This window comes from Candidatus Tisiphia endosymbiont of Dascillus cervinus (assembly GCF_964026405.1).
GTDB lineage: Bacteria > Pseudomonadota > Alphaproteobacteria > Rickettsiales > Rickettsiaceae > Tisiphia.
In genome coordinates, this window is the sequence record NZ_OZ032146.1 from 1,333,347 (window position 1) to 1,358,699 (window position 25,353).

Genomic DNA, 25,353 nt, shown 5'->3' on the forward strand with positions numbered 1-25,353 from the left:
ATTTTTAAGAAATTAAAAAAAGGTTTAAAATAAAAAAATCATAGTTGATGACATCATTTTTACTACTAATAATCTAGTGATATACTCAAATGATTTGAAGAATTGGATTTGAAAATGAATGGTGAGCATGCTAGGCGTACATACAGTATAGTTACGCATGCGAATCCATGATATTTTCAAAAAACAATTCTTCAAAGCAGAAGAGTATACTACAACTTTTAAAATTAATACTATTGTGTTTTAACTTTTAATAACCACTGTTCCAGCAATTTTATCATACAAAGCTTGGCGTTGTTTAGAAAAGAGTATAAACCAAATACCAACTAGCACTAATACATATCCACAAAATCTTTTAATTAATTGCCATTTACTAGGTTTTCCAAAAGTGATTGCGTCTACTATTTTCATATGCATAACCATTTTTCCTGGAGTAGCACCCAAATAAATCCAAAAACCAATAAAATATGTTGCAGCTAGGGCAAAATTAATTATAAACATTAAAATAAATAATGTAAGAACATTACTAGCAGTTACATTTTGAACTAACTCCGGTTTCGTGCTACCCATTATTAGTATGTCCGCTATACTAGCTTTAAAAAAAAATAAAGACAGTCTAGATAACATAAAGTGGGTGATCGAAGTTGTAAAAATTGACAACAAAAACGAATCTAGGCAAGAAGCAAAGAGCCTAGGAATTAGTTTAGGGTATATAATTTGTTTATTCATTTTTTTCTATATATATCACGGAAGTTCGATGTAACAAGCTACATCGAACTTCCGGTTATGTTATGGGAGTATTTGAATTGATTATAAGTCTCTTTCAAAAGAAGTCTAATGTAATATGAAATCCAAACTATTACCAAGCATAATATTTAACAACTCACTTGAACGAGGAACTACATCAAGATACGTAGCGATGTCGATATGTTGCTTAGGTGGCAATTTAATATTTTTTTGATTCATTATATAGGATTTTACTGTTACATATTTTTTATTGAGCAATCTAACCCGAATAAGTGGTATTGTCACATCATGGTTAGAAGTATTACTTATCCTGTAGGAAACTTTAATTTGTCCCATTTCTTTATTTTGTTCAACATGTATATTTCTTATAGTTAATATATTATTATTCTCTTTATACAGAGCTGGTATATTAAACTTCTCGTGAAATAACATTAATAATAAGAAGACAATTAAACTAAGCCACAATAATATAGATAAAATATGCGATTGCTCAGGAATTTTAGTTGGTAATAAAGCCGGTAAGTTAGTACCTTTGGTTAAATATATTTTATTATTTTCATTAGTGCTAGCGTTTTTTGTGTTATTATCTGATATAATGGGAGGTTCTTGCTGATCAAGCTCTGCCTTTTGATACCATATATGGTGGCATTTTGAACATTTGACCTTCCTACCAGTCATACCTATTTGTTCTTTTGAAACTATAAAGGTAGTGTTACAATTTGGGCAAGCAATACTCATTTACGTGATCTAATTTGTATACTCAAATTTGAGTATATAGGTTGACTTAAAAATAAAGTAAATTATGATTTTTTTAATAGTTTAGCAAGGACGTTATGCAAAAACATATCAATACTATAGAAGAATTGTGGCAAATACGCGATAAATTAACTAAGGATTCAGAAAAAACTAACTACGCTAAACAAATATTGAATAATATTATTGATGGTTTAAATCAAGGATTAATTAGGGTTTGTGAAAAAGAAGGGGCTGATTGGCGAGTTAATCTTTGGGTAAAAAAAGCAATTTTATTACATTTTATTGTAACTGATTCGCAAATCCATTCTGGTGATTGTATGAAATGGTATGATAAAATTGCTCCCAAATTTGCTACAAATCATAATGAAGAATTATTTAGAACCCATGGCTGTCGTATCGTTCCCGGAGCATTTATAAGAACGGGGGCATATTTAGCTAAAAACGTTATTGTTATGCCTTCTTTTATTAATATAGGTGCATATATAGGAGAAGGAACAATGATTGATACTTGGGCCACCGTAGGATCATGTGCACAAATAGGAAGGAATTGTCATATTTCCGGCGGAACAGGTATTGGTGGGGTACTAGAGCCAATACAAGATACCCCGGTAATAATTGAAGATAATTGTTTTATAGGTGCAAGATCAGAAATAGCAGAAGGGGTTTTAGTAGAAGAAGGAAGTGTAATTAGTATGGGAGTATTTATTGGTGCATCTACCAAGATAGTAGATAGGGAAAGTGGAAAAATAATTTATGGTAGAGTTCCGGCCTACTCAGTTGTAGTACCAGGCAGCTTACCTGCTGATTCAGGAAAACCAAGTTTATATTGTGCAGTAATCGTTAAACAGGTGGATAAAGGAACTAGAAGTAAAGTATCCATAAATGATCTATTACGATGAAAATTTCCTATAACTGACCGCAAATATATGTTCATTAATGGCATTTCTGTGTTATTATATAGCTAACCTGAGCAATAGTAATGGTGATAACTTCTAGTCATCCCAGCGTATATACAATAAATATGAGTATAATCAACACAGTAAATCATTTAGCCATAATCATGGACGGTAATGCAAGGTGGGCTTTAAAAAAAGGCTTACCAAAATCTGAGGGACATAGAGCAGGTGCTAATAGAGTAAAGAAATTATTACCAGATTTTATAGAACTTAATATACCTTACGTGACACTTTATACTTTCTCATCAGAAAATTGGCGTAGGTCAAAGACTGAAGTGACATTTTTACTAAAATTATTACGTTATTATCTAAAAAATGAGACTACACTACTACACGAAAACGGAGTCAAAATAAAAGTTATCGGTAGATTGGATATGTTAGATAATATGTTACAAAAACAAATCCATGATGCTATAGAATTAACAAAACATAATAATAACATAACTCTTTGTATTGCTTTTAGTTACGGCGGGCGAGCAGAGATTGTTGACGCATGTCAGAAAATCATCAATTCTAGTAAAACACAAATTAGCGAGAATGAGTTTGGTAATTATCTATATGATCCAAGAATGCCTGATGTAGATTTGTTAATTCGTACTGGTGGTCTATGTAGAATCAGTAATTTTCTACTATGGCAAGCTGCCTATGCTGAACTATATTTTTTACCTAAATACTGGCCTGACTTTAACAAACAAGATATACTAGAAGCGTTAAACGATTATTCAAAAAGAAAAAGGAATTTTGGTGCTAGATAAGAGGCCTAATATAGTAGTAAGAATATTATCAGCCCTAGTAATAGGACCAGTATTTATTATAGCGATAATGTTCATTAAGTCATTATTTTATATAATTATGTTATTAATTGCCATAATTATGTCATATGAATGGTATCAAATGACAAAATCGTCCTTTTCCCATATATTACTGGGCTTTGTTATCATTCCCATTCCCACTATATCTTTAATAATAATTGCTACTGAAGATAAAAATCGATGGCTATTATTACTATATTTCATTATAATATGGTCAGTTGATATATTTGCTATGATTGGTGGGAAGAATATAGGCGGACCTAAGCTGACCCCCAAGATTAGTCCTAACAAAACTTGGAGTGGATTAATCATAGGGGTATTAGCTAGTGGGCTTACAGCGTTTTTATTAAGTTTAGTACCTAGCTTTGACTTACCAACTGACTATTTATTAAACAAACGGCACTTAATTATAGCAGCTATTTGTTTAGCACTAATAGCACAAATGAGCGATTTATTTATTTCATATTTTAAGCGTAAATTTGCTATAAAAGATACTGGTACTATAATACCAGGTCATGGCGGTGTTCTAGACCGATTTGATAGCATAATTCTTACCGCCCCAATATTATTTTTATTATTAAAATATTATGAATTATCAATATTTTATTGATTCAGTTAAAAATTCCAAAAAGATAATATTTAATGTTTTGCTATCTTTATTATTAGCTTATTTTATCTTCCATTCTATTTGTGGTAATAGAGGGATAATTGCTTATTTTACATTAAATCAACGACTCGAAAAAACCTATAGTGAACTAGAAAATTTAATGGCAGAACGCATTGAACTTGAACATAAAGTAAAACTACTTAGACCAGAATCTCTAGATAGAGATATGCTTGACCAAGAAGCAAGAAGAGTTCTAGGGGTAGCGTCGCCAAAAGAACAGGTTTTTACCATAAAATAACTTAGGAGGTTATTATCAGTATTATAGTTTTTCAGAATGATCTCCCGGAAGATTTTAATATTGCAGGAGACCTAGCAATCGATACAGAAACGATGGGATTAAACTTACATAGGGATAGGTTATGCCTTTTGCAACTGAGTAATGGAGATGGTAAGGCTTACTTAGTAAACTTTATTGACAAGAATTACGCAGCACCTAATTTAAAAAAACTATTGCTTGATAAGAATCGATGCAAAATATTTCACTATGCTAGATTTGATTTAGCAGCAATAAGAAAATATCTTGGAATAGATTTGGAGAACATATTTTGTACAAAGATATCTTCTAAACTAGTTAGAACCTATACTGATGCTCATGGTTTAAAAGACTTATGCCGTGAATTACTTTCAGTCCAAATTTCTAAACAACAACAATCTTCCTACTGGGGAAGGTTGGATCTTACAGCTGAACAAAAAGAATATGCTGCCAAAGACGTCCTTTACCTACATCAACTTCGTGCTACCTTGCAAGATATGTTACTGGCCGAAAATAGGTTAGATATTGCAAAACAGATTTTTAAGTTTTTACCTATTAGAGCCAACTTAGACCTAGTAGGATGGAACGATATTGATATTTTTATGCACTAAACTCTAGATGCTGCGAACAAATATAGTTATTATTGACCTGAGTTCGATGTAACAAATTAATATACTCTTCTGCTCCTACGAATTGTTTTTTGAAAATATCATGGACTCGCATGCGTAACTATACTATATGTATGCTACGCCTGCTCACCATTCATTTTCAAATCCAATTTTTCAAATCATTTGAGTATATTACATCGAATTCAGGTTAATTAAAAAAATATATGTTAACTATCAGTAAGTTTTTTTTCTTACCAATTAAATCACGTATTAACGTTAGTGATAATATAATTATTGGACTTAAAAGATTGGGAATAATCAATTTAAGAGATTTGTTATTTTACCGCCCTACTTCTTATCAAGTTAAAATAATTTCACCAAGTTTATCTTCACTAAAAAATGGTCAGTTAATTCAAACTGAAATAACAATTGAAGAAGTGCTTGTGCCTAAGAACAAAAAACAGCCTTTGAAAATCTTAGGATACAATGAGACTGGCTCAATTCTGCTGATATTTTTTAATAGACCCTCTTATTTTATCCTAAGTAAACTTACAGTAGGTAGTAAACATACAATTAATGGTAAGGTACAAGTTTTTTCTAGCTTACCTCAAATAGTCCATCCAATATTTATTTTGGATCAAAAACTTACCAGCCCCCTAGAACCAATATATCCTTTGACCTATGGGATAATTAATAAGCAACTTTATTCCTATATAATAAAGGGGTTTGATTTGTTTGAGAAAGAGTGGTGCTGTATTCCTAAGAGTTTTCAAGAAGTGAAGGACTATACTAAATCATTATTAGAAGATTTAAAAACTTTACATTTATATCAGGTTAAAACTAAGCAATTAGAAGAATTACATACTCAAGCTTTAAGACAATTGGCAGAAAAAGAACTTTTTGCTAATCAAATTTCATTACAATATCTCCGCCAGCAAACAAAATTAAAACAAGGTAATTCATTTACGGGGTCTAGTCAGCTACAACAATCAATACTTAAGACATTAGGCTTTGAACTCACATCCGACCAAAAAAAAGTAATAGAAGCAATTGAAAAACATCAATTATCTCCTACAGAAATGATGTGTTTACTCCAAGGCGATGTTGGCTCTGGTAAAACATTAGTAGCTTTATTGACAATGGTCACTGTAGCATACCATAAATTTCAAGCTGCACTAATGGCCCCTACCGATTTATTAGCAAACCAGCATTACCAATTCTTCGTTAAAGCCTTAAGTGAAACCGGAATAAGGCTTGGTTTACTTACTGGAAAAATATCTACCAAAGAACGAAACAAAGTTCTATCAAGCTTAGAAAACGGAGATATTGATATATTAATTGGCACTCATGCATTATTTCAAGAAAAAGTAAACTTTAAAAATTTAGGTTATATCGTCATTGATGAACAGCATAAATTTGGTGTACAACAACGGTTAGATTTAATTAATAAAGCCTCTCATCCCGATGTTTTGGTGATGACCGCAACCCCTATTCCTAGAAGTCTTACTTTGACCATGTTTGGAGATATGGATATTGCTAAATTAACAAGCAAACCAAAAAATCGACTACCAATTATTACTAGCATATTGCCAAAGACCAAGCTAAATGACGTAATCTCAGTTTTAGATAAAAAGCTAAAATTTGGAGAGAAAATTTACTGGATATGTCCCCTTATCGATCAAAATGATGAAGAGTTAACAACACAGGCAAAAAATACAGGATTAACCGACATCAACACTAGACTAGTTACCATTGAGAATGCCTACCCTAACATTACAGGTACTATACATGGCAAAATGAAAAATGAGCAAAAAGATATGATTATGCACCAATTTAAGAATGGTAATATTAAAATCTTGGTTGCTACAACTGTAATTGAAGTGGGTATCGATGTACCAGAAGCAACCTTAATAGTAATAGAAAATGCTGAACAGTTTGGTTTAGCTCAGTTACATCAGATAAGAGGTAGAGTTGGACGTGGAACTTTACAATCTCATTGTATTCTTCTATATGATCCTCAAAAATTAACTATGGTTGCAAAATCTAGATTTGAAGTGATGAGAAATAGCAATGATGGTTTTTATATAGCAGAGCAAGATCTGCTCCTAAGAGGTAGCGGAGAAATATTAGGAACAAAGCAAAGTGGTGAAATAAGATTCTTTTTCGCTGATCTAGCTAGAGATTTAGACCTTTTAACTAAAGCCAATAAATTAGCAGAAGAAGGTTCAAAAGATCATTCTGAACTCTCTCTACTTCAAATAAAATTATTTGCTAGAGTAGAGTTTAATGAATTGAACTAACAGTTCAACCGTTATTCATTCTGAAGTTATATTTAGCAGAATATTCCCACATAGGGTTCCAATAGGATTCCAATAATATTTTACTAGCTTCTATACTATCTACAATAATGCCAAATTGTTGTAATGATGTTGGGTAAAAATTATGACTACCAAAATAAAAAACTTTGTCATCTACTATCCAAAACTTATTATGGCTTCTTGCATTGGTATTGATAATATGATTATAACTTATATAAGCAAGATGGAGATGCTGTTTTAATTCTTGTGCGGCTATTTTACTCTCAACATGATAATTAGAAACTATCGTATTAAGTATATAATCATATAAATATTGTAAATCTACATGATCTGAGTAATTAAATCTGAATAAGTTGCTGGTCACTATATATGTATCTACTGCATTATTATGTATAGCATATGCTATTGCTTGAATAATATTGCCATTAACAGTACTAATTGGTGGCAGTACTTTATCTAGCAGTGGATAATTACTCTCTTTAAAAAATAGGGCTTGTTGGCTAATTTTGATAGAGCGAGTAGCATTTTTTAGAGCAAATACCCTTGCAATTTCTGATTGATCAGCATCATCACCAATGCCAATTCCATTGTTCAATTTACTAATAAACATTGCCTGTACAGGTAATGAACTATTAACATTAAATTCGTTATTTAAGGAAATAGCTTTAGCACATTTTGTTGAAATATACCCCTTCTTATATGTATAACAACGGTTTACTGCTATAGCTCGATGATGTTGTACATATTTCCATAATATATTAGCATAAGTTGTTGCCCCATTTACAACAGGTCCAAATATTTTAATATTGGCATCATTAACTGGCTCTGCTTGAGTGTAATCCTGACCAAATAAATTTTCTCCACCAGTGATTAATGTATTACCATCCACCGCAATAATTTTGCCATGATTCCAAGAGAAATCAAGAGAGATATCATGTTGTTTCTCTTGATTTCCACAATTGGATTTAAATGTACATGACCTAATATTAGCAATTGATATAATTAGTTTATTATTGGTTGGTAATTTAGAAATAATATTATTTAAATAGCTTTTCATCCATTCAGGTGGGACTTCTTTATACGTACCATATAATAAGCGTATAGTTATAAGATGAGGAGAATTAATGCTTTTTTTACCTAGCGTTATGATAGCATTTTGCAACATAGCAGTAAATGCTCCTGAACTAAAGTAATCTCTACCAAGAGTTGTAATATCTACAGATGTAGTAGCGTTAATAATTGTATTATACATAGTGTTTAACACATTATATGCATTTGTTAAACATAATGTTCTATTATCCAAAGTAAAATCAGCAGTTTTACAAGTACTGATTCCACGACAGTCTGATTGAGTACGGCATGTTGGGACAAAAAATTGTGCATCTATCACGTTATCTGCAACTGGCGTAAGCCCTTCTCCATATTCTTCTAAAGTAGCACCCCAAATATTTGGTGTTTGTAGTAACCAATTATTTGGTATTAAATAATTGGTTGAAGGTTTATTATAGGTAATATTGTTGTAACTTGGATATGTTATCAATAAATGTTGATATATGCTATCAATTGACAATGGCTGTGCCAAAGCGGGTTTAATTATAAATAATAAAATTAATAGTTTAATAAAAAATATATTCTTCATGGTCATTTAAACATACAAATTTAAATAATAAGAACCCTAGCAGAAACACTAATTAATATCTAGTGGAAGTTTAAAAGTCAGTCTTATAACATTACAAAACTTACGCTATGTAAGGTTCTAAATAGCGTAAAGAGGGTGAACGTAACTGCTGTTGCATATAATGATCTAAAAGCCCTAACTTTATTTGATAAACCGTCTTACCTATTTTGTGTGCAGTTCTTTTTAGAAAAGCCCACACTAAAAATGCACAACTAATGTGATTACGCTGGATGCGTTGTTTTCTGCATTGGCATCGTTCTATACCGGTAAGTTGCTTGATTTCTCTATGCATGCTCTCAATTACCCAACGAAAGCCACACTCATCTTGTACGGCTTTAGAAGATTTTTGAGTTTTGTTATTGGTAACAATATAATCAACTCTGTTGGTAGAAACAGTAAGTTTAAACAAATTAACATGCTTATCTTTTGCAAAGCCCTTTATATGAATCTCCACTCCGCTCTTAATTTCCTCATCTGAAAACGTTAACTTGCTAACAGCTTTATAAGGCTTAGAAGAGGAAGTTTTAGTAACGTTTCTATTTGCTTTAATAGGAGCATAATAATATTTACCCAAGGAATCAACATGTTGCATAATTTTATGCGTAGCATACCATGTGTCAAAAAGCACAGTTTGAAAAGGAATCTTTTTGCTATACACAGCATTATTTAACATATTTAATAGGTGTTCTACTTTTGTCGCTCCATCATGTTCGGGCGAAAAAATTCGGTAATCTATTACCCAAAACTTATTAATATCCGGATTATAATATACCAAACTTACTACTCCTATACCAGTAGTAATACCACCTGTAGCCCCACTGTACTGTGATCTAGCAATTTCTATTTTCTTGGTATTTCTTTTATTTAACACCGTATCATCAAATATTGTATATCCGTTAGGCGATAAAATAACATCATCCTTAATATGTTCCCATAACAAAGAAGGTGTATATTTTTCATTTTTTAAAAATCTATTAATAACATCATGGCTACATTTTTTGGCATGTTCAGCATAGTAGGTCAAACTATAATTCTTTTGACTCACTATTAGAAATTGACAGTAATCTGTCCTATTAACTGGTATTGCTTGCAATTTTATCCTCTTGGCATTTGTAAATTATACTCAACATAATGTACCATTTTTTTTTCTCATAGCGTAAGTTTTGATTACTAACATATAGTTATCTTGAAATCTATAAAATGGCATGTTATAATTTTATTTTTTGGTCTTAGTGATCGATATAAATTGATATATTATATGTTATAATTATGGCTAACGTTTTTTTTAATGGTCCTGCCGGTCGGATCGAAGGGCTTTATACTAAATCTAGTAATCCTAAAGCCCCCCTTGCTTTATTATTACATCCACATCCGCTTTACGGTGGTACTATGAATAACAAAGTGATTTACAATATATATAAATCATTAGTAGCTAATGGGTTCACAGTACTCAGAATTAATTTTAGGGGCGTTGGACGTTCCCAAGGAGAGTTTGATAATGGTATTGGCGAAATGACTGATGCTGCAACAGCACTTGATTGGCTGCAACTTAACAATCCTACTAGCAGTCTAAATTTGATAGCGGGGTTTTCTTTTGGAGCATGGATAGCCATGCAACTTATCATGAGAAGGCCAGAGATTAATAATTTTATTGCGATATCTCCGCCAGTGAATAAATATGATTTTTCGTTCTTATCTCAATGTCCTATTTCTGGTTTTGTAATACAAGGTGACAATGATAGTATTGTACCAGAAGAATCAGTGCTTGAACTAGTAGATAAATTATCTAAGCAGAAACATATAACTGTCGATTATAAGATTATCCAAGGAGCCGATCATTTTTTTCGAAACAAGCTTGGTGAATTTACCCAAGCAATTAATGATTACTTACAATTAAGGTTATTGAATAATCAGGTTACGCATTTAAAGAAGGATTTTTTTACTGAAGAAAATTTAGCAAACAAACCGCTACAAAAGGTTTTTTTAGATTAACTGCAATTAACAATTAATTATAAAGAGTTAGATTTTTATGGCAACAAACCAAGAAGAAATTAAACAATCTTTACATACCCAATTATTTACAACTTTAATAAAACTGACAAAGTCAAATGATAAAGATCAAGTTGTAAATGATAGAATCTCTAAAAAATGTGAAAAACTTGCTAGTAGCGTGATAGCACTTGCTCAAGAGCCATCAGACTCTAATATTGATTTGTATAAAAAGAAAATGCGGAAACTTACACATTCTAAATAACCCCAGTTGCCAATTAATTTTGTATATCAAAAAGTTCTATAGGAAGCAAAGTTTTGATAGAAGGTTTGTTTTCTAGCAACTGATAATTGATTAGGCAGGATAGCATATGACTAAATGCATTTGTAACTGATCTATGTCTAGAATGCTCTAACTTATCAAGAAATTTAAGTTTGCCTATTACGGTTTCTATCAGAGTTCTTTTGAGCAACATAACCTTATCTATAATAGGGATTAATATATTTTTCATATTCTTTTTAACCCGAGTAATAAGTTGGATGCCTTTGTCATACAAATCATCAAATAATTCTTTAGATATATAACCGCGATCGCCAAAAACTTTGCCATATATACCAAATATCATTCCTTTAAGTCCTTTCCTATCATCCTTATTACCACTGCTGAAAGATACCTTTATCAGATTACCTTCGGAATCTATGATTAAATGTAACTTTAGTCCATAAAACCACCCCTTAGTGGTTTTTCCTCTTGCCGCTATTCCTTTAAAAACCTTATGTGAACTTATACGATAATTCTTACATACGGCTATACCTGTAGCATCTACAAAAGACAGACCTGTGCATTCAGCAAGCAAATGATTCAGTAATATTGCTAAATAAGGCATACTTCTACCTATCAATTTAGTAAAATGTTCATAACTAACAAGTTTAAAATCTTCTGTATAATTATGTAAGATTACTTGTTTGTAATAATGCTTAAAACAATCACAATATGAATCATAGTAACCAATTAATATGGTTAATACTTCGCTTATTGATAAATAATTACTTACACCAGGTTTAAATTTACTACTATTAATTGTAGGCAAATTATTTTCCAAATTCTTTATAAAATCGTCGACAAAACAGTAAATTGCGGTAAAATCTTTTTTCATAGGTTATTTTGTTATTGGTTGAAAAAGATAAAATAACCTATGTCCCTTTTAAAATCTACCTTTCATCTCTCCTATTTAATTGGCAACTGGGGTTAAATACATTGTAAGTGAAGCATTAAAGGTAATAAAAGAAGCATTTCCTGGAGATCAAAATCAAATATTAAGAGAGCTAATAGATATTCCACTTATGGATGCATTAGCTGCAGAAAATAAGCCAGCACGTCCAAAAAAGCTAGAAGAATCCAAAAAAGATCCGCTTGAAACTATGCTACGAGATAGAATAACGGTTAAAAATACAGAATTTACAAAAAAAGGTAATAAGCAAGCTGGTGTATCTGCTGGATATATTGCTAAGGAAACCGCAACTGGTAATACTTTCATGTTAAAACGTTTCTATAAACATCATAGGAGTTGTTTAGCTCTACAGGGAGAAAAACAGCAGCAAGCTTTAGCAGATCAGGATGATGGTGTGCGGGAGTTAATCGGTTCTTCTATGTATCAGTTTTTATTATATGATCGCACCCCTAAAGAGGCATTAGTAGTATCTGATCAGGTCAATTCACCATCAATTGCTATACGTTCTAAATTTTTTAATAACGTGGTGCAGCTTGCAGAGTTTGCTAAGGGTACTTATACTACTAGCGTTGGAGCAAATGATCAAAAATTAAAAGAATTAGAAGGATTTGAAAAGGTTATTGCTGCTTGTCATATGTTAGGGGAATTGGATTATCATGCCGGTAATTTGATGGTGCAGGATGGGAAGACTGTAACTAAAATAGATCACGGTAGATCTTTTGAAATGTTTCACCAAGATTTTGGTGCGATGATTGAGGCAACACATAAAATGTTTTCAGAGAATGCAGTTAACTATACTAAAGCTATTAAGGTAGGTAACTTATCGTTTAACATTGAAAAATATAGTAAAGCATTAGCACAAATGACCAATCAGTTAAATGATCAGCAAATAGATGCTATAATTGATCAAAAAGTTGATGAGTTGAGAAAACATGGGTTCTCTCTAGAAGGTCTCATTGTAGCAGCTAGATTTGAAGGTAATAAATTTGAATTAAAGCAAATTAATGATTTTAATGAATTAAGTATATTTTATAAAGAACATATCAAGGAAAACCTCAATAATATGAAAGAGGTAGCAAGAGCAGCAGACACAGTAGCTAAATTTAGTAATGTATCTCCTGAATTTAAAAACGGTCAGTGGTTAGAAACTTTTGCTGAATCTCCTATTAAAGACCCAGTAGCCTATGCAGCTCACCATAATATTCAAATTGAAGGAAAAAGTGCTTTACAGTGGGCTAGCGAACATGATTATCAAATTAAAGTTCCTACTCAACCTGTAACAATAAATGTTCAAGAACAACAATGGCAAAAGAGTCTAGATGGTAAATGGCAAGAGCTAGAAGTCTCGGTGCCGAAGGTTCAAAAAAGTGTAACAAGTTTGAATCCAACAGAATATGTTGCAGATATAGACAAACGTCTTGAATCTTTTGGAAAGAAAGTTGAGGATTTCATAAAAGAAACAGTAACAGCAAGTAACGATAATATTATGGAAAAACTAAAGAATTTCTATGACAAATTATTGACCCATCTTAAAAAAGAAAATTACCTTACTGATGAAGATGTTAAGAAAATAAGGCAAGATCCATATTATATCATGGATGTTGCAGAGACAGTTCAGCTAATGGGAATGACGACCCCTAATTTAACTAATGTAGAGAAGATATGTTATAAGGCAGCAAATTTTTGTGAAAGAATAGGACTCCCTAGTTTATCGAAGCATTTGATGCATAAAATTACTCCTGAAAAATTGGCTAAGATAGATGACACAGAAAAGGTTGTAGCTGAAAGCCTAAAAATTAAAGAAATATTGTTAGAACCCAAAGTAAAACCTGTAACGGTAAAATCTACACCAAAAGCTAGAATGGGTAAAGTAAGATAAACAAAAGACCTTGCAGGGTATACTCAGATAGAAAATCAAGAATTGCGTTATCGTCTTCAGGGATCGTAGGTCAGAGCTATCGAAAGTTCGAAGAGGAAGCAGTTTTAGAGTTCATCATGGCAGTTTAAAAGTTGCAGAAAAATAACCAAGGTCATTGCAAGGAGGCGATGGAATCGCCAACGCAGCAATCTTGTGAAATAGGGACAAGTATTACTTCAAAAGATTGCCACGTCGCCGCTTCCATCGCCTTCTCGCAATGACATTTATGCATTTTAAAAAAACAAACTTTTCTATCATTAGTTGTGACTTTTAAACCGCCATGTCTTCCAGCTTATCACTACAATCTTTGAAATTAGTCACCAGCCCTTTAATAATTGACTCACTTGATTGTTATTGAGTAGCTTAGGTTTTTATGGTTATTTTTTCTAAAACTATTTTATTGTCAAAAGCACCATTGGTATTTTTTTTGTGCTTTTTAATGTTTAGTATATCCTTTAATTTATAAGAGTTGCTATTACATATTGCCTCAAGTACTTCTATGATATCAGCAATTTCTTCGATAGATTCACTTTCTAAAAATTCTTCTACCTCTTCAGAAAGTTTCTGTCTTAATAATTGTTTATACTCAGCCAATTCTGCAATACGAAAGACTGGTATTCGACCAGATTTTAAGATAATTTGCGGAACTAAATCTCTCACTAATTTTGTCATATTACCTGTGTATTATTGGTTAAAGGTTAACCAATCGTCATAAAATTGGCATTTTCTAGCCATAAAATTTTGCAAATAATTTCATTGTTAGGATATAGTTTTGCTACTATATGTCGGTAAAAATTCAACTGATCAATATAAGATTCCTTAACTAATTGACAGGTTTTAGGTGACCCAGCATCGGATTTATAATCAATAATGGTTATTTTTCCCGTATCAATGGCAAGTAAATCAATTCTTCCTATCTTAACCTCATCATTTAGAGTTGTCCCTATCGTCACTTCAGTTTTTAGCTCTTGGGAAATAAGTGCCATAAATTCTATATTATTCAGTAATTTATCAATATTGCTATGAATCTTTTCTTGCAGAGTTGTTGGTAACTTGTGAATAAACGGATGTTTATTCATCATAGAAAAATCATTGATCTTTGTGGCATCTTCTAGAATTTTATGAAATATCTTACCATATTTCAAATGATCATTAACTATAAGAGGAGAATTGACTGAATAATTTTGCTTTGTATTTTTGGTGATTTTATTAATTAAAAAAAGGTTTGGTATCCAATCTTCAATGTCATTCCGGCTGCCTTCAATGTCATCCTGCTTTGGTGCGGGATCTAGAATATCTAAAGCACCTTTTTGGTCTATTTCTTTAGATTCCTGCCCATTTCCACTTCCTTCAATAACTGATTCATAAACTATAATACCATTTTCCTGTACCTTCCCGTGCATATTCATTGTTCTAGCAACCAACTCATACCAACAATTTTGTGGTAGCTTACTACTTGGCTGATAACCACATATCACTAAATGGTCTTCGGCTCTAGTCATTGCAACATAAAGTAGTCTAATATATTCTTGTAAGTCTTTTTGTTGCTCCTTTTCTTTGAGAACTTTAAAGAATTCTGGGCTATTGGCTGATTGAGTGGTAGAGAACACTTGATTTTCGTCCCAAATGAATTTATTACTATTAGTTGGTACTGAACTAGTATCGCACAGAATAACAATAGGTGCTTGCAGACCTTTAGAAGCATGCACGGTCATAATTTTTATCTTACTTGACGATTCTAAATTTCTTTTAATCTCAATTTTGTTATTTTCAAACCAATAAACAAAGCTTTGCAATGAGCTATCTATATTATTAGCATAATTGCTACTCAAATATATCAATTCATTTATTACGTCATTACTATCAAATCCATTAGCCTCAACTAAAACTTTTCTAACATCCAAACAATCGACAATAAGTGAAAAAAAATTCTCACAATTAGCAACCTTATATAGCTGCAAGAAATGACATAGTTTCTTATATATACTTGCATAGTCTAGGACAGTTTGTAGGTAACCCCAAATAGAATTCTTGCCCCGAGAAACTGAAATAGTTTGTAGTGCCTGTTCACTCATACCAATTATTGGTGATTTTAATAGACTAGCCAAATTCAAGTCATCTTGAGGTAGTAGTACAAATTTTGCTATGCTCATTAAGTCTAATACTGACAAACTTTTATTTAAAGTGATCCGATCAACATCTTCTACTGGCAAACCATGTTGCTTAAGACAGTTAATAATCTCAAAAATCAACTCATCTCTCTTGCGTACCAAAATCATAAAATCTGATTCTTTGACTGCGGAATTAGTAGCAGGCAGGATTCTTCTACTTGCTATTTGGCTTTTTATAAAACTAGCAATTTGTTGTGCAAGTAATTGCTGAGCAGATTTGGATTTATTATGCTCTTCTAGTAAAGGCCAAAACAACTTACTCTCTTTTTCACCCTTAACTAATGGCCAAAGTTCAACTCTACCTTTATGAGTTTGACGAAATGGCAAAATTTTAGGATTATCAGATGTAAATAATTGTGGAGTAGTATGTTTAATTTGTTGAAAAATTAGATAGACAATATCAATAATTTCTTTAGTAGATCTATAAGACCACTGGAGAGTAATATTTCTGAAATTCTTATTTGCATCAGATAGGTTTTTATACAAATTTTCATTAACATAACTAAAAGAGCTAATATCTGCTCCTTGGAAACTAAAAATCGACTGTTTCTCATCGCCTACAACAAAAATAGTACTTTTTTGCTTAGTGCTAGAAGTAAAGTCTGCTATAATTGCAGTGATAATGTCCCATTGTTCCAGGCTAGTATCTTGTGCTTCGTCAACAAGCAAGTGGTCAATCCCGCCATTAAGTTTATAAGCTATCCAATTTTTTGCAGCATTATCCGTTAATAATAACTGCGTAAGATAAATTAAATCATCATAATCAAGCAAACTATGCTGGGTTTTGTAGGAATCATATTTATCAAGAAAAATCTTTGCCAAGTTACGTAATGAATTTGAGTAATTCTCCATATCTTGCATTTTAGCTTGTTGATCTAGCTGAAAAATTTTCTCTTGAATATATTCAAGTTCATTCAATAACTTTGGGTACTTCATTGCCATAGATTTAGGCAATATATTCTTACGCTTAAGGTTTTCTTTAGTAAGAAAAAATTGTTGAATTTCTTGATCTAGGTCAACAGCTATTGAGTATTTTGCCAATAATTGCCTAGCTTGGTCATAAATATTTGATAATTGTGCAAAAATAGTTTGAGCATCGTACTCTACAAAATCCATTTGTTTGACCAATAATTTCTTAAACTTAATTTTCTGCTGGATTATTTCAGAGAAAATATCATTGATAGTTGTTTCATGGAAATTTGTCAGAAAAAAACTAATCAGCTCATTATAAGTCGGATCTAAATAGATTTGGTTTCTTATTTTGCTAAGAACCCCTTGTGTTGTAATCTCGTCAAGAACCTGAAATTCTGGATTAATGCCAACTTCAAAAGGAAATAATTTAAGCATCTTCTGACAGAAAGCATGGATAGTGTAAATATTAATACCATCTTCAGAGTTTAGTAGTCTGTTATATAAAGTTTTGGTATATTGCACCTCACTTTCTAAAGGCTCTCTAGTAAGTAATAAACCTAACTCTTCAGTTAATTTAGCGGTTTCGTTTGCAGCAAATTGAGCAAGCTTATTTTTAATCCTACTCTGCATTTCAAGGGTGGCTGCATTAGTAAAAGTTAAGCATAGGATCTTTTCAAATGGAACTCCCTTAATTAGTAACCGTAGCACCCTATCTGTTAAAATTTTGGTTTTGCCTGTACCAGCTGAGGCAGAAACCCAAACAGAATATTCTGGGTCAGATGCTTGTTGTTGTAATTCATTCATTTTATTTCTATTTGAGTAACTTAAACTTTTTTACTCACATTAATAGCCATATTACACATTAATTTAATAACTTTATTAATTAAGGAAGCAAATACTACCTTACTGCTTTGTACTAGAGCTATATCTTTATGTTCAATTTCCTCAGCCTGAAATTGTTTTATGCTATTTACTAATTCTTTCTCTAAATTATACAATTCGAGATAATCTATTTGTTTCTGATAATGTTGTTCAATCACTTCTTCTACACTTTGCGTTAGTAGCATGGCAGTTTCTGTTCCTATCAATATCGATCCACTACCAAGTACATAGCCAATAATATGCCAAAATGGTATCAAAATAGTTGGTCTAACATTATGTTGTAATAACAAGTTAGTAAAGTAGCTCAAATGTACTTCTTCTTGCTGCATCATATGTTTTATTGTAGAGGAATCTTCGTGGTTTTTGCAATAATTTAATTGCCCTTGATAAATTCGTTTAGCCCCATATTCTCCAGCATGATTTACTCTAATCATTTCTTTTATGATATTGTCTGAATTGGTGAAATCGGGTCTTGCCATATGCTGCCTTAGTATCTAAATAACGGATAATTTATTGCATTACGCGAATTCGGGTATTTTATAATATATCAATTTTATTAGATCTAGTGATCTTAGAGATAGTACTAGGAATTAATACAAAAATTCCAAAAACAAGAACACTATATTTTAATATAATACTACAATAGAAAATAAAAATGTTTATTTTTAGAGTAGGTATGAATTTTGCTATGCCAATTAAAATGGCTAGGGATATTAGAGCGGTTGGAATACTAATTTTGTGCTGGTAGACCAACTGCCTGATTTTCTATCCATCGTAAGGATAACCCAAAGCCAATGAGAGCTCCTATTGCCATCGGTATCATAGGTGGCCATGGTAAAGATTGAGACACTATGGTGTATAGTGAAATTATTATAGCAAGTAAAAACCAAAATTTTTTGCAACTATGTTGAAACACTTCTACAAGCAATGCTCTTTCTAAATATGTTTTCCATATATGTAAAACACAAAATCCAAATATCAAACCACCAATTACATCATATATAACCCGAGTTGCCAATTAATTATACTGGCAAAAGCTATATTTAACGCTGGTTTCATGTGAGGCTCGATACTAAAACATTTTTAATACAAACATATTTCTAAAAAATATAGTTTTTATTAAGTGTTTTAATGTTACAAATTAACTTCAAATGTTCATAAAACCTAGCTCTGCTCTTATAAATTAATTGGCAACTCGGGTTATATACTATGAACACCAAGATATACTCTTGAAAGACCAATACCAATTATTGGCAGTAAGCATAAATACTTGAAAGGACTATTTTTAAGACTTAAAAAGATTGCTAGCCAAAAAGTGGTTGCCACTTGAACATCACCACTAGGAAAGCCAAAAGGATCATACACAGATATTAAATGTAAAGATATGTCAGGACGCGATATTTTAAATAAATTCTTTAACAAGCAATTAAGTAAAGTACAAAAAGGTATTAAAAATCCTAATGATCTAAATAATAATGCCGATGGATTTAACCAATATCCTAAAGCAGTAATGGTAATATAAAAGTAATCACTAGCAAAAAATGGAAATAACTTAAACATGGTTGTTAGAAAATCTGTTCTTATTTCTACAATCCAACTAGAATCTATCATGGAAAGAACGCTTATAATGATTAATATAGTTTACAATAAAAACTGATGCTGGGATACAAAATCCGATTATAGCCCATTGTATTTGCCTGATAGCTAATGGTAAAGAGGAGATATAACCAATTGTAAAAAGCATTTTGACTATAAAGAGCATGAAAAAACACAGTATTGTTGCTGATATTTTGCTTCGTAGATTTATAATTGTTATTTTTTTTGTAAAAATGTTTTCAGAAAATATTACTCCAATAAGAGCGTAATATGCCATATATAGATGTTCTTCTACCTTATGTATAGATGCAATGTACAACATCAAAAATGTAGTAAAAGTCAATAAAACTGGTGGCAATATTTGCTTTTTTGTGCTTGCAAGAAATGTATAAAAGGCTATTAATAAAGAACCAAAAAATATGGCTCCTAGAATATCAAAATAATTATGATAGCCAAAATAGACTAAACTCACTCCTATTCCAAATAGCAAGCCAGTTATCAGAATTTTACATATACGGCTTTGTGTTTTTGTCATCAGCCAACCATACAAAACAACTGAAGACTGCATATGACCACACAAAACAACTGAAGACTGCATATGACCACTTGGAAAAGCAAAACCTTGTTTACCAATATGAGCGGATAGTGGTACTTGAAATGTAATTTTTAGAGCAAAATTAAATAACATACTTACTAATCAAAACTTACGCTATGAGAAAAAAAATGGTACATTATGTTGAGTATAATTTACAAATGCCAAGAGGATAAAATTGCAAGCAATACCAGTTAATAGGACAGATTACTGTCAATTTCTAATAGTGAGTCAAAAGAATTATAGTTTGACCTACTATGCTGAACATGCCAAAAAATGTAGCCATGATGTTATTAATAGATTTTTAAAAAATGAAAAATATACACCTTCTTTGTTATGGGAACATATTAAGGATGATGTTATTTTATCGCCTAACGGATATACAATATTTGATGATACGGTGTTAAATAAAAGAAATACCAAGAAAATAGAAATTGCTAGATCACAGTACAGTGGGGCTACAGGTGGTATTACTACTGGTATAGGAGTAGTAAGTTTGGTATATTATAATCCGGATATTAATAAGTTTTGGGTAATAGATTACCGAATTTTTTCGCCCGAACATGATGGAGCGACAAAAGTAGAACACCTATTAAATATGTTAAATAATGCTGTGTATAGCAAAAAGATTCCTTTTCAAACTGTGCTTTTTGACACATGGTATGCTACGCATAAAATTATGCAACATGTTGATTCCTTGGGTAAATATTATTATGCTCCTATTAAAGCAAATAGAAACGTTACTAAAACTTCCTCTTCTAAGCCTTATAAAGCTGTTAGCAAGTTAACGTTTTCAGATGAGGAAATTAAGAGCGGAGTGGAGATTCATATAAAGGGCTTTGCAAAAGATAAGCATGTTAATTTGTTTAAACTTACTGTTTCTACCAACAGAGTTGATTATATTGTTACCAATAACAAAACTCAAAAATCTTCTAAAGCCGTACAAGATGAGTGTGGCTTTCGTTGGGTAATTGAGAGCATGCATAGAGAAATCAAGCAACTTACCGGTATAGAACGATGCCAATGCAGAAAACAACGCATCCAGCGTAATCACATTAGTTGTGCATTTTTAGTGTGGGCTTTTCTAAAAAGAACTGCACACAAAATAGGTAAGACGGTTTATCAAATAAAGTTAGGGCTTTTAGATCATTATATGCAACAGCAGTTACGTTCACCCTCTTTACGCTATTTAGAACCTTACATAGCGTAAGTTTTGGTAGTTCATGTCATTACTTCCCTGGAATTTATTTTCTTTATAAAGTAATTGAATTCCTAAATTTTGGTTTTTATTAATTCCATATTCGATAGCAAAAATTCGCATTAATTCGTCTTGGTATGAGGATATTTCTCTAGATCTACGCTCTAAAAATTGAATTTGCCTAAATAACTTATTATAAAGAGCTGATGAATTATTAACCAACTTAATACGATCTTTTAAATATGCCAATTTACACTGAATTTGTAGAAAAAGATTGGCTCTTACTTGTTTAATATTTTTAGAATTTTTATCAATATTGCTAGCAGTAACCGTATATTTGTACTTCCTGAGTCAATTAACCAAGCTGATGCATAAATCTTGTTTGTTACAGAAATTATAAACAGGAGTATAAATATGGTTGTTGTTTTCACCCAAATAACAATTAATAGTTTAAATTTACTAAAATACAACTATTATAAATTTAATAAATAGATATTTTAATAAATTTTCAACTAATAAATAATCTTAAGTTCTATATAAAAATTGAATTTCTTATAAAAAATTTTCAAAAATCTTGTCAATAACATTCTAAAATGTTCGGGTTTTGTAACAAGGTAATTGTCCGTTTTATTGTGAATTTTTTTTTTAAAATTTAGATGGTTGTGGTTGTGGAATTGTGGGAAACTTCGTTAGAAGTTATCCATAATTCCACAACCAGTTAAAGTTAGTGATTCACTGTAAATTGTAATCAGGTTTTGCCCCCTTTAGAGCAAAGATTGTAACGGAAAATGCCCCCTCTAAAAAAGTAACAATATCTCTAGAAAATTAATATTTTAAATATTTTTTTAACCCCAGTTGCCAATTAAATAACCCGAGTTGCCAATTAATTTATAAGAGCAGAGCTAGGTTTTATGAACATTTGAAGTTAATTTGTAACATTAAAACACTTAATAAAAACTATATTTTTTAGAAATATGTTTGTATTAAAAATGTTTTAGTATCGAGCCTCACATGAAACCAGCGTTAAATATAGCTTTTGCCAGTATAATTAATTGGCAACTCGGGTATATCAGCAAGATGTAAGTCTACTGGATGTTCCCTGTCCATTTTTCTAAATATAGTCTGACCGTGATATAATGGAGAGCTTATATCGCTCAACACAAAATATATTAAGTTGATATGAAATATTTTTTTGATATCACTATAATCCTAATTTAATGCTTGACTCTTAAGACAGTATCAAAACCATCATTGGAGTATACCTAGTTTCCTACAAATTTTGTTCCATGTTATTCTAAAGCCATCTACACGCAACGATCTAATTAACTTCACTACTATATTAGGATTACGTCTCTCAGATGGGCAGTCATTAAATTTTATTAATTTATCTAATGGCAAGCTAGATATATTTGCTGCAGAAAATAGTAACAACTGAACGTGCTTATCAAATTGACTTAAATATTCATCGTTCATAACAAATGATGCAATATTGATTAATCCTATTATTGTTTTTTTAGTATTTAAGCATGTAGTAGTACTGTAATTAACTCTAACCTTCGATAATGCGATGTCAATCGCTCCTACCTCATATTTGCTTGCTATAGAGATACATAAGCATACATCTTTACCAATTCCTATATTTTCAGGGAATTTGTTTGACATAAAAAGGGAGGTTTTTCCCATCACACTAGACATTGCTATTGGACATTTAGTAATAATGTTTGGAAAGACTTGCTTGCTAAAAGTACCAGAGCTTATATATTTTATCAAATTTCCAGCCCAATCTATCCTATGGTAAGAAGTATGCGAGAATAACAAACTATTATCCTCCATAAACTTCAATTGAACCTCAAGTTTATTGTCATAAAACAAATCATCAGAATCAATGAACGCTATGTACTGCCCAGTTGCATGTTTAATACCTAGATTACGTGCCGTCGCTGGTCCTGCATTTTCCTTACGAATATATTTAATTCTACTATCTTTATTACATTCCTCAATTAACCTAGATACATCATCTTCAGAACCATCATCTACTATAATCAATTCAAAACACTGATGAGTTTGAGCAATAACACTCTTTATAGACTCAATTGCTAAATCAATTCTATTATAAATTGGCATAATTACACTAATCTTAATGTCAGCTAAAAGAGCATTAGCCATTGATTCAGCTAGCTTAGATGGTTGTTGGTAATATGCAAGAAAAATACTAGTACGATGCAGAAATAAATAAGGTGATCCTTCCATTATAGTCATTTCTTCTAAAGTTAATCTTCTGAGAAACCTAGACCATAATTCACTACATTCATTCATATGGCTAGTAATTTTGTGTGTTCCTTGGTCTAGATGAGTACGACTTTTAATTAAAATATGATCATCAAAATGAATAGGTGCTATCCGTAAAAACTCAAACCAAAGTGCATAATCCTGGGTAGTTAATAATGTTTCATCAAAAGTACCAATTTCACAAAAATATTTTATAGGTATTAAAAGAGCACATCCATGAATTAATCCTCGCATAAGAGGGAATAATGGGATATTACATTTTTTTGCTGATAATATTTTATCTGGTCTTATAAAAGACAGTGACTTAGAGTTATGATCTATAACCTCATACCCTCCGTAAATAATCGTATTACGATTGGGAAGAGTATTAAGTATATTAATTTGATGTTCAATTTTATTTGGATTGTAAACATCATCATGACTAAGCCACGAAAAATACTCTCCTGTCATTTCCTTAATTGCCAAATTTAAGGCTGAAGCTACCCCACCGTTTGGTTTGGAAAAATAACGAATCTTGTTACCATAAGATAAAGCTATACGTTCCGTTTCACCATTATCATTTGATCCATCATTAACAACTAAAATTTCTAAATTTTTATAAGTCTGAGCAACCGCACTATCTATTGCTTCACGCATATAATTAGCACCGTTGTAAACGGGAATAACAAGTGAAACCTTTGGGTATATATTTATTATTTTATTCACTATTTTCTCTTTATATATTTTCTAAATTGACAATAAGACTTATAGATTAAATGCAGTGATCTATAATATACAAATCTTACAACTAAACGAAACCATGATATTCGTTGGCTATGAAATGTATCCGCAATCTTCAAAAACTTTTTTCCGGTATCCTGAAATTGTTGAATGCTAATCAATGCATAACCGTAATATCTATACATTTTTGCTATGCCGTGCTTGCGTAACTCAAGATCAAATTCATTATCTTCATGAAAAATCTTCGCAGAATAATATTTTAGAGCAGATTCAATTACTTGCGGATCTTGATTTAACAATTCATTGTCTTTATGAGTTCTTAGATGACAGCTATATATTGGTATAGCATCTATTTCATAGATTTTTGATATACGACGCCACATATCAGTATCTTCAAACCTATGCATTTTTTCATCAAAGTATCCAACATGATTAAATACCTCTTTCCTAACCATGACGGTTGGTAAAGTTATGGTTAATGGTACAAAAAATGCAATCTCTTGGTACAGGTAACCAGAAGAACTAGCATTATATCTGTGTTTTAAGAAATTCCCAACTTCATCAATACAATTAGCCGACGTGTATATCATGCTTACGTTTGGATGTGAATCTAGATAATTAACTTGCAACTCTAATTTACTTGATATGTAAAGATCGTCTGAATCAAGAAATGTTATATACTTACCTCTCGAAAGAAGTATAGCGTAGTTTCTTGCACTAGATCTCCCCTTGTTTTCTTGGTAATAATAGTACACTCTAGGATCTTTAAATATTTTTATAACTTCTTTTGTATTATCCGAAGAACCATCATCAACTACTATAATTTCAAAGTTTGTAAAACTTTGCCCAAGAACACTACGAATAGCTTCACCTATGAATTGCTCACGATTATACGTAGGTATAATCACACTAACTATAGGGTTATACTCTTGTTTTTGCGGTATATTAACATTCATAATAATTCCTTGTATAAAATATTTGATAAATTATATAACCAAATAAACACCCTCAAAATTGTATCTAGTAATTTACCATAACATAGACAATCACTCCACTAAAAGT

24 protein-coding genes and 1 pseudogene are annotated in these 25,353 nt (G+C 31.4%); 10 read left to right on the forward strand and 15 right to left on the reverse strand.

What is annotated here, in order from left to right:
* Positions 1–240: 240 nt before the first annotated feature.
* A complete protein-coding gene (locus tag AAGD19_RS06600) occupies positions 241–726 on the reverse strand; it encodes an RDD family protein (RefSeq protein WP_341747654.1) in 486 nt (161 codons plus the stop codon).
* Positions 727–831: 105 nt separating this feature from the next.
* A complete protein-coding gene (locus AAGD19_RS06605) occupies positions 832–1,482 on the reverse strand; it encodes an MJ0042-type zinc finger domain-containing protein (RefSeq protein ID WP_341747655.1) in 651 nt (216 codons plus the stop codon).
* A 95-nt stretch (positions 1,483–1,577) separates the two neighbouring features.
* Here AAGD19_RS06605 and dapD point away from each other — a divergent pair, with 95 nt between their 5' ends.
* The 6 genes from dapD (at position 1,578) to AAGD19_RS06635 (ending at position 7,096) form a co-directional block, all read left to right on the forward strand.
* Positions 1,578–2,399: a 2,3,4,5-tetrahydropyridine-2,6-dicarboxylate N-succinyltransferase gene (gene dapD / locus AAGD19_RS06610; protein ID WP_341747656.1), complete on the forward strand. Its 822-nt coding sequence runs from the start codon at positions 1,578–1,580 to the stop codon at positions 2,397–2,399.
* 122 nt (positions 2,400–2,521) lie between these two features.
* On the forward strand, positions 2,522–3,211 hold the full coding sequence (gene uppS, locus AAGD19_RS06615; RefSeq protein WP_341747657.1) for a polyprenyl diphosphate synthase: 690 nt from the start codon (positions 2,522–2,524) through the stop codon (positions 3,209–3,211).
* On the forward strand, positions 3,198–3,878 hold the full coding sequence (locus AAGD19_RS06620; RefSeq protein ID WP_341747658.1) for a phosphatidate cytidylyltransferase: 681 nt from the start codon (positions 3,198–3,200) through the stop codon (positions 3,876–3,878). The genes uppS and AAGD19_RS06620 overlap by 14 nt, the downstream gene beginning before the upstream one ends.
* Complete coding sequence (locus AAGD19_RS06625; RefSeq protein ID WP_341747659.1) at positions 3,856–4,173, forward strand: septum formation initiator family protein; 318 nt, start codon at positions 3,856–3,858, stop codon at positions 4,171–4,173. The genes AAGD19_RS06620 and AAGD19_RS06625 overlap by 23 nt, the downstream gene beginning before the upstream one ends.
* Before the next feature lie 14 nt (positions 4,174–4,187).
* Positions 4,188–4,799 carry a ribonuclease H-like domain-containing protein gene (locus AAGD19_RS06630; RefSeq protein ID WP_341748490.1) on the forward strand — a complete coding sequence of 204 codons (612 nt, stop codon included), beginning with the start codon at positions 4,188–4,190 and terminating at the stop codon, positions 4,797–4,799.
* A gap of 221 nt (positions 4,800–5,020) precedes the next feature.
* A complete protein-coding gene (locus AAGD19_RS06635; RefSeq protein ID WP_341747660.1) occupies positions 5,021–7,096 on the forward strand; it encodes an ATP-dependent DNA helicase RecG in 2,076 nt (691 codons plus the stop codon).
* A 4-nt stretch (positions 7,097–7,100) separates the two neighbouring features.
* Here the strand turns inward: AAGD19_RS06635 and AAGD19_RS06640 are convergent, their stop codons facing one another.
* Together AAGD19_RS06640 and AAGD19_RS06645 are read right to left on the reverse strand one after the other, a co-directional pair.
* Positions 7,101–8,759 (reverse strand): hypothetical protein, encoded by a 1,659-nt coding sequence (locus AAGD19_RS06640; protein WP_341747661.1) that lies wholly within the window; start codon positions 8,757–8,759, stop codon positions 7,101–7,103.
* Between the two features lie 94 nt (positions 8,760–8,853).
* Positions 8,854–9,837, reverse strand: a complete 984-nt coding sequence (locus AAGD19_RS06645) for a transposase (protein ID WP_341747233.1) — start codon at positions 9,835–9,837, stop codon at positions 8,854–8,856.
* Between the two features lie 224 nt (positions 9,838–10,061).
* Here AAGD19_RS06645 and AAGD19_RS06650 point away from each other — a divergent pair, with 224 nt between their 5' ends.
* Positions 10,062–10,784 carry an alpha/beta hydrolase gene (locus tag AAGD19_RS06650; RefSeq protein ID WP_341747662.1) on the forward strand — a complete coding sequence of 241 codons (723 nt, stop codon included), beginning with the start codon at positions 10,062–10,064 and terminating at the stop codon, positions 10,782–10,784.
* 37 nt (positions 10,785–10,821) lie between these two features.
* Positions 10,822–11,046: a hypothetical protein gene (locus AAGD19_RS06655; RefSeq protein WP_341747663.1), complete on the forward strand. Its 225-nt coding sequence runs from the start codon at positions 10,822–10,824 to the stop codon at positions 11,044–11,046.
* 13 nt (positions 11,047–11,059) lie between these two features.
* On the opposite strand, the gene AAGD19_RS06660 is transcribed toward AAGD19_RS06655, so the two are convergent.
* On the reverse strand, positions 11,060–11,938 hold the full coding sequence (locus AAGD19_RS06660) for an IS982 family transposase (protein ID WP_341747213.1): 879 nt from the start codon (positions 11,936–11,938) through the stop codon (positions 11,060–11,062).
* A gap of 79 nt (positions 11,939–12,017) precedes the next feature.
* Between AAGD19_RS06660 and AAGD19_RS06665 the strand changes: the two genes are divergently transcribed.
* Complete coding sequence (locus AAGD19_RS06665; protein ID WP_341747664.1) at positions 12,018–13,892, forward strand: hypothetical protein; 1,875 nt, start codon at positions 12,018–12,020, stop codon at positions 13,890–13,892.
* A 402-nt stretch (positions 13,893–14,294) separates the two neighbouring features.
* Here the strand turns inward: AAGD19_RS06665 and AAGD19_RS06670 are convergent, their stop codons facing one another.
* From AAGD19_RS06670 to AAGD19_RS06700, 7 genes and pseudogenes are all read right to left on the reverse strand, one after another.
* Positions 14,295–14,603 (reverse strand): nucleoside triphosphate pyrophosphohydrolase, encoded by a 309-nt coding sequence (locus tag AAGD19_RS06670; RefSeq protein WP_341747665.1) that lies wholly within the window; start codon positions 14,601–14,603, stop codon positions 14,295–14,297.
* A gap of 26 nt (positions 14,604–14,629) precedes the next feature.
* The gene (locus AAGD19_RS06675) at positions 14,630–15,340 is read right to left on the reverse strand and encodes a PD-(D/E)XK nuclease family protein (protein WP_341748491.1); all 711 of its coding nucleotides are present in this window, start codon (positions 15,338–15,340) and stop codon (positions 14,630–14,632) included.
* A pseudogene (locus tag AAGD19_RS06680) lies at positions 15,341–17,818 on the reverse strand (UvrD-helicase domain-containing protein); the annotation flags it as partial.
* Positions 17,819–17,838: 20 nt separating this feature from the next.
* A complete protein-coding gene (locus tag AAGD19_RS06685) occupies positions 17,839–18,375 on the reverse strand; it encodes a demethoxyubiquinone hydroxylase family protein (protein WP_341747666.1) in 537 nt (178 codons plus the stop codon).
* A gap of 251 nt (positions 18,376–18,626) precedes the next feature.
* Positions 18,627–18,914: a hypothetical protein gene (locus AAGD19_RS06690; protein WP_341747667.1), complete on the reverse strand. Its 288-nt coding sequence runs from the start codon at positions 18,912–18,914 to the stop codon at positions 18,627–18,629.
* Positions 18,915–19,096: 182 nt separating this feature from the next.
* Entirely contained in the window at positions 19,097–19,507 is a 411-nt protein-coding gene (locus AAGD19_RS06695) for a phosphatase PAP2 family protein (protein WP_341747668.1), read from the reverse strand.
* The gene (locus AAGD19_RS06700) at positions 19,494–20,180 is read right to left on the reverse strand and encodes a phosphatase PAP2 family protein (protein WP_341747669.1); all 687 of its coding nucleotides are present in this window, start codon (positions 20,178–20,180) and stop codon (positions 19,494–19,496) included. The genes AAGD19_RS06695 and AAGD19_RS06700 overlap by 14 nt, the downstream gene beginning before the upstream one ends.
* Before the next feature lie 130 nt (positions 20,181–20,310).
* On the opposite strand from AAGD19_RS06700, the gene AAGD19_RS06705 reads away from it, so the two are divergent.
* The gene (locus tag AAGD19_RS06705; RefSeq protein WP_341747233.1) at positions 20,311–21,294 is read left to right on the forward strand and encodes a transposase; all 984 of its coding nucleotides are present in this window, start codon (positions 20,311–20,313) and stop codon (positions 21,292–21,294) included.
* On the opposite strand, the gene AAGD19_RS06710 is transcribed toward AAGD19_RS06705, so the two are convergent.
* From AAGD19_RS06710 to AAGD19_RS06720, 3 genes are all read right to left on the reverse strand, one after another.
* On the reverse strand, positions 21,274–21,531 hold the full coding sequence (locus AAGD19_RS06710; RefSeq protein ID WP_341747670.1) for a hypothetical protein: 258 nt from the start codon (positions 21,529–21,531) through the stop codon (positions 21,274–21,276). The genes AAGD19_RS06705 and AAGD19_RS06710 overlap by 21 nt on opposite strands.
* 999 nt (positions 21,532–22,530) lie before the next feature.
* On the reverse strand, positions 22,531–24,276 hold the full coding sequence (locus AAGD19_RS06715; protein WP_341747671.1) for a glycosyltransferase family 2 protein: 1,746 nt from the start codon (positions 24,274–24,276) through the stop codon (positions 22,531–22,533).
* Complete coding sequence (locus AAGD19_RS06720) at positions 24,276–25,247, reverse strand: glycosyltransferase family 2 protein (protein WP_341747672.1); 972 nt, start codon at positions 25,245–25,247, stop codon at positions 24,276–24,278. The genes AAGD19_RS06715 and AAGD19_RS06720 overlap by 1 nt, the downstream gene beginning before the upstream one ends.
* Between the last annotated feature and the right edge of the window lie 106 nt (positions 25,248–25,353).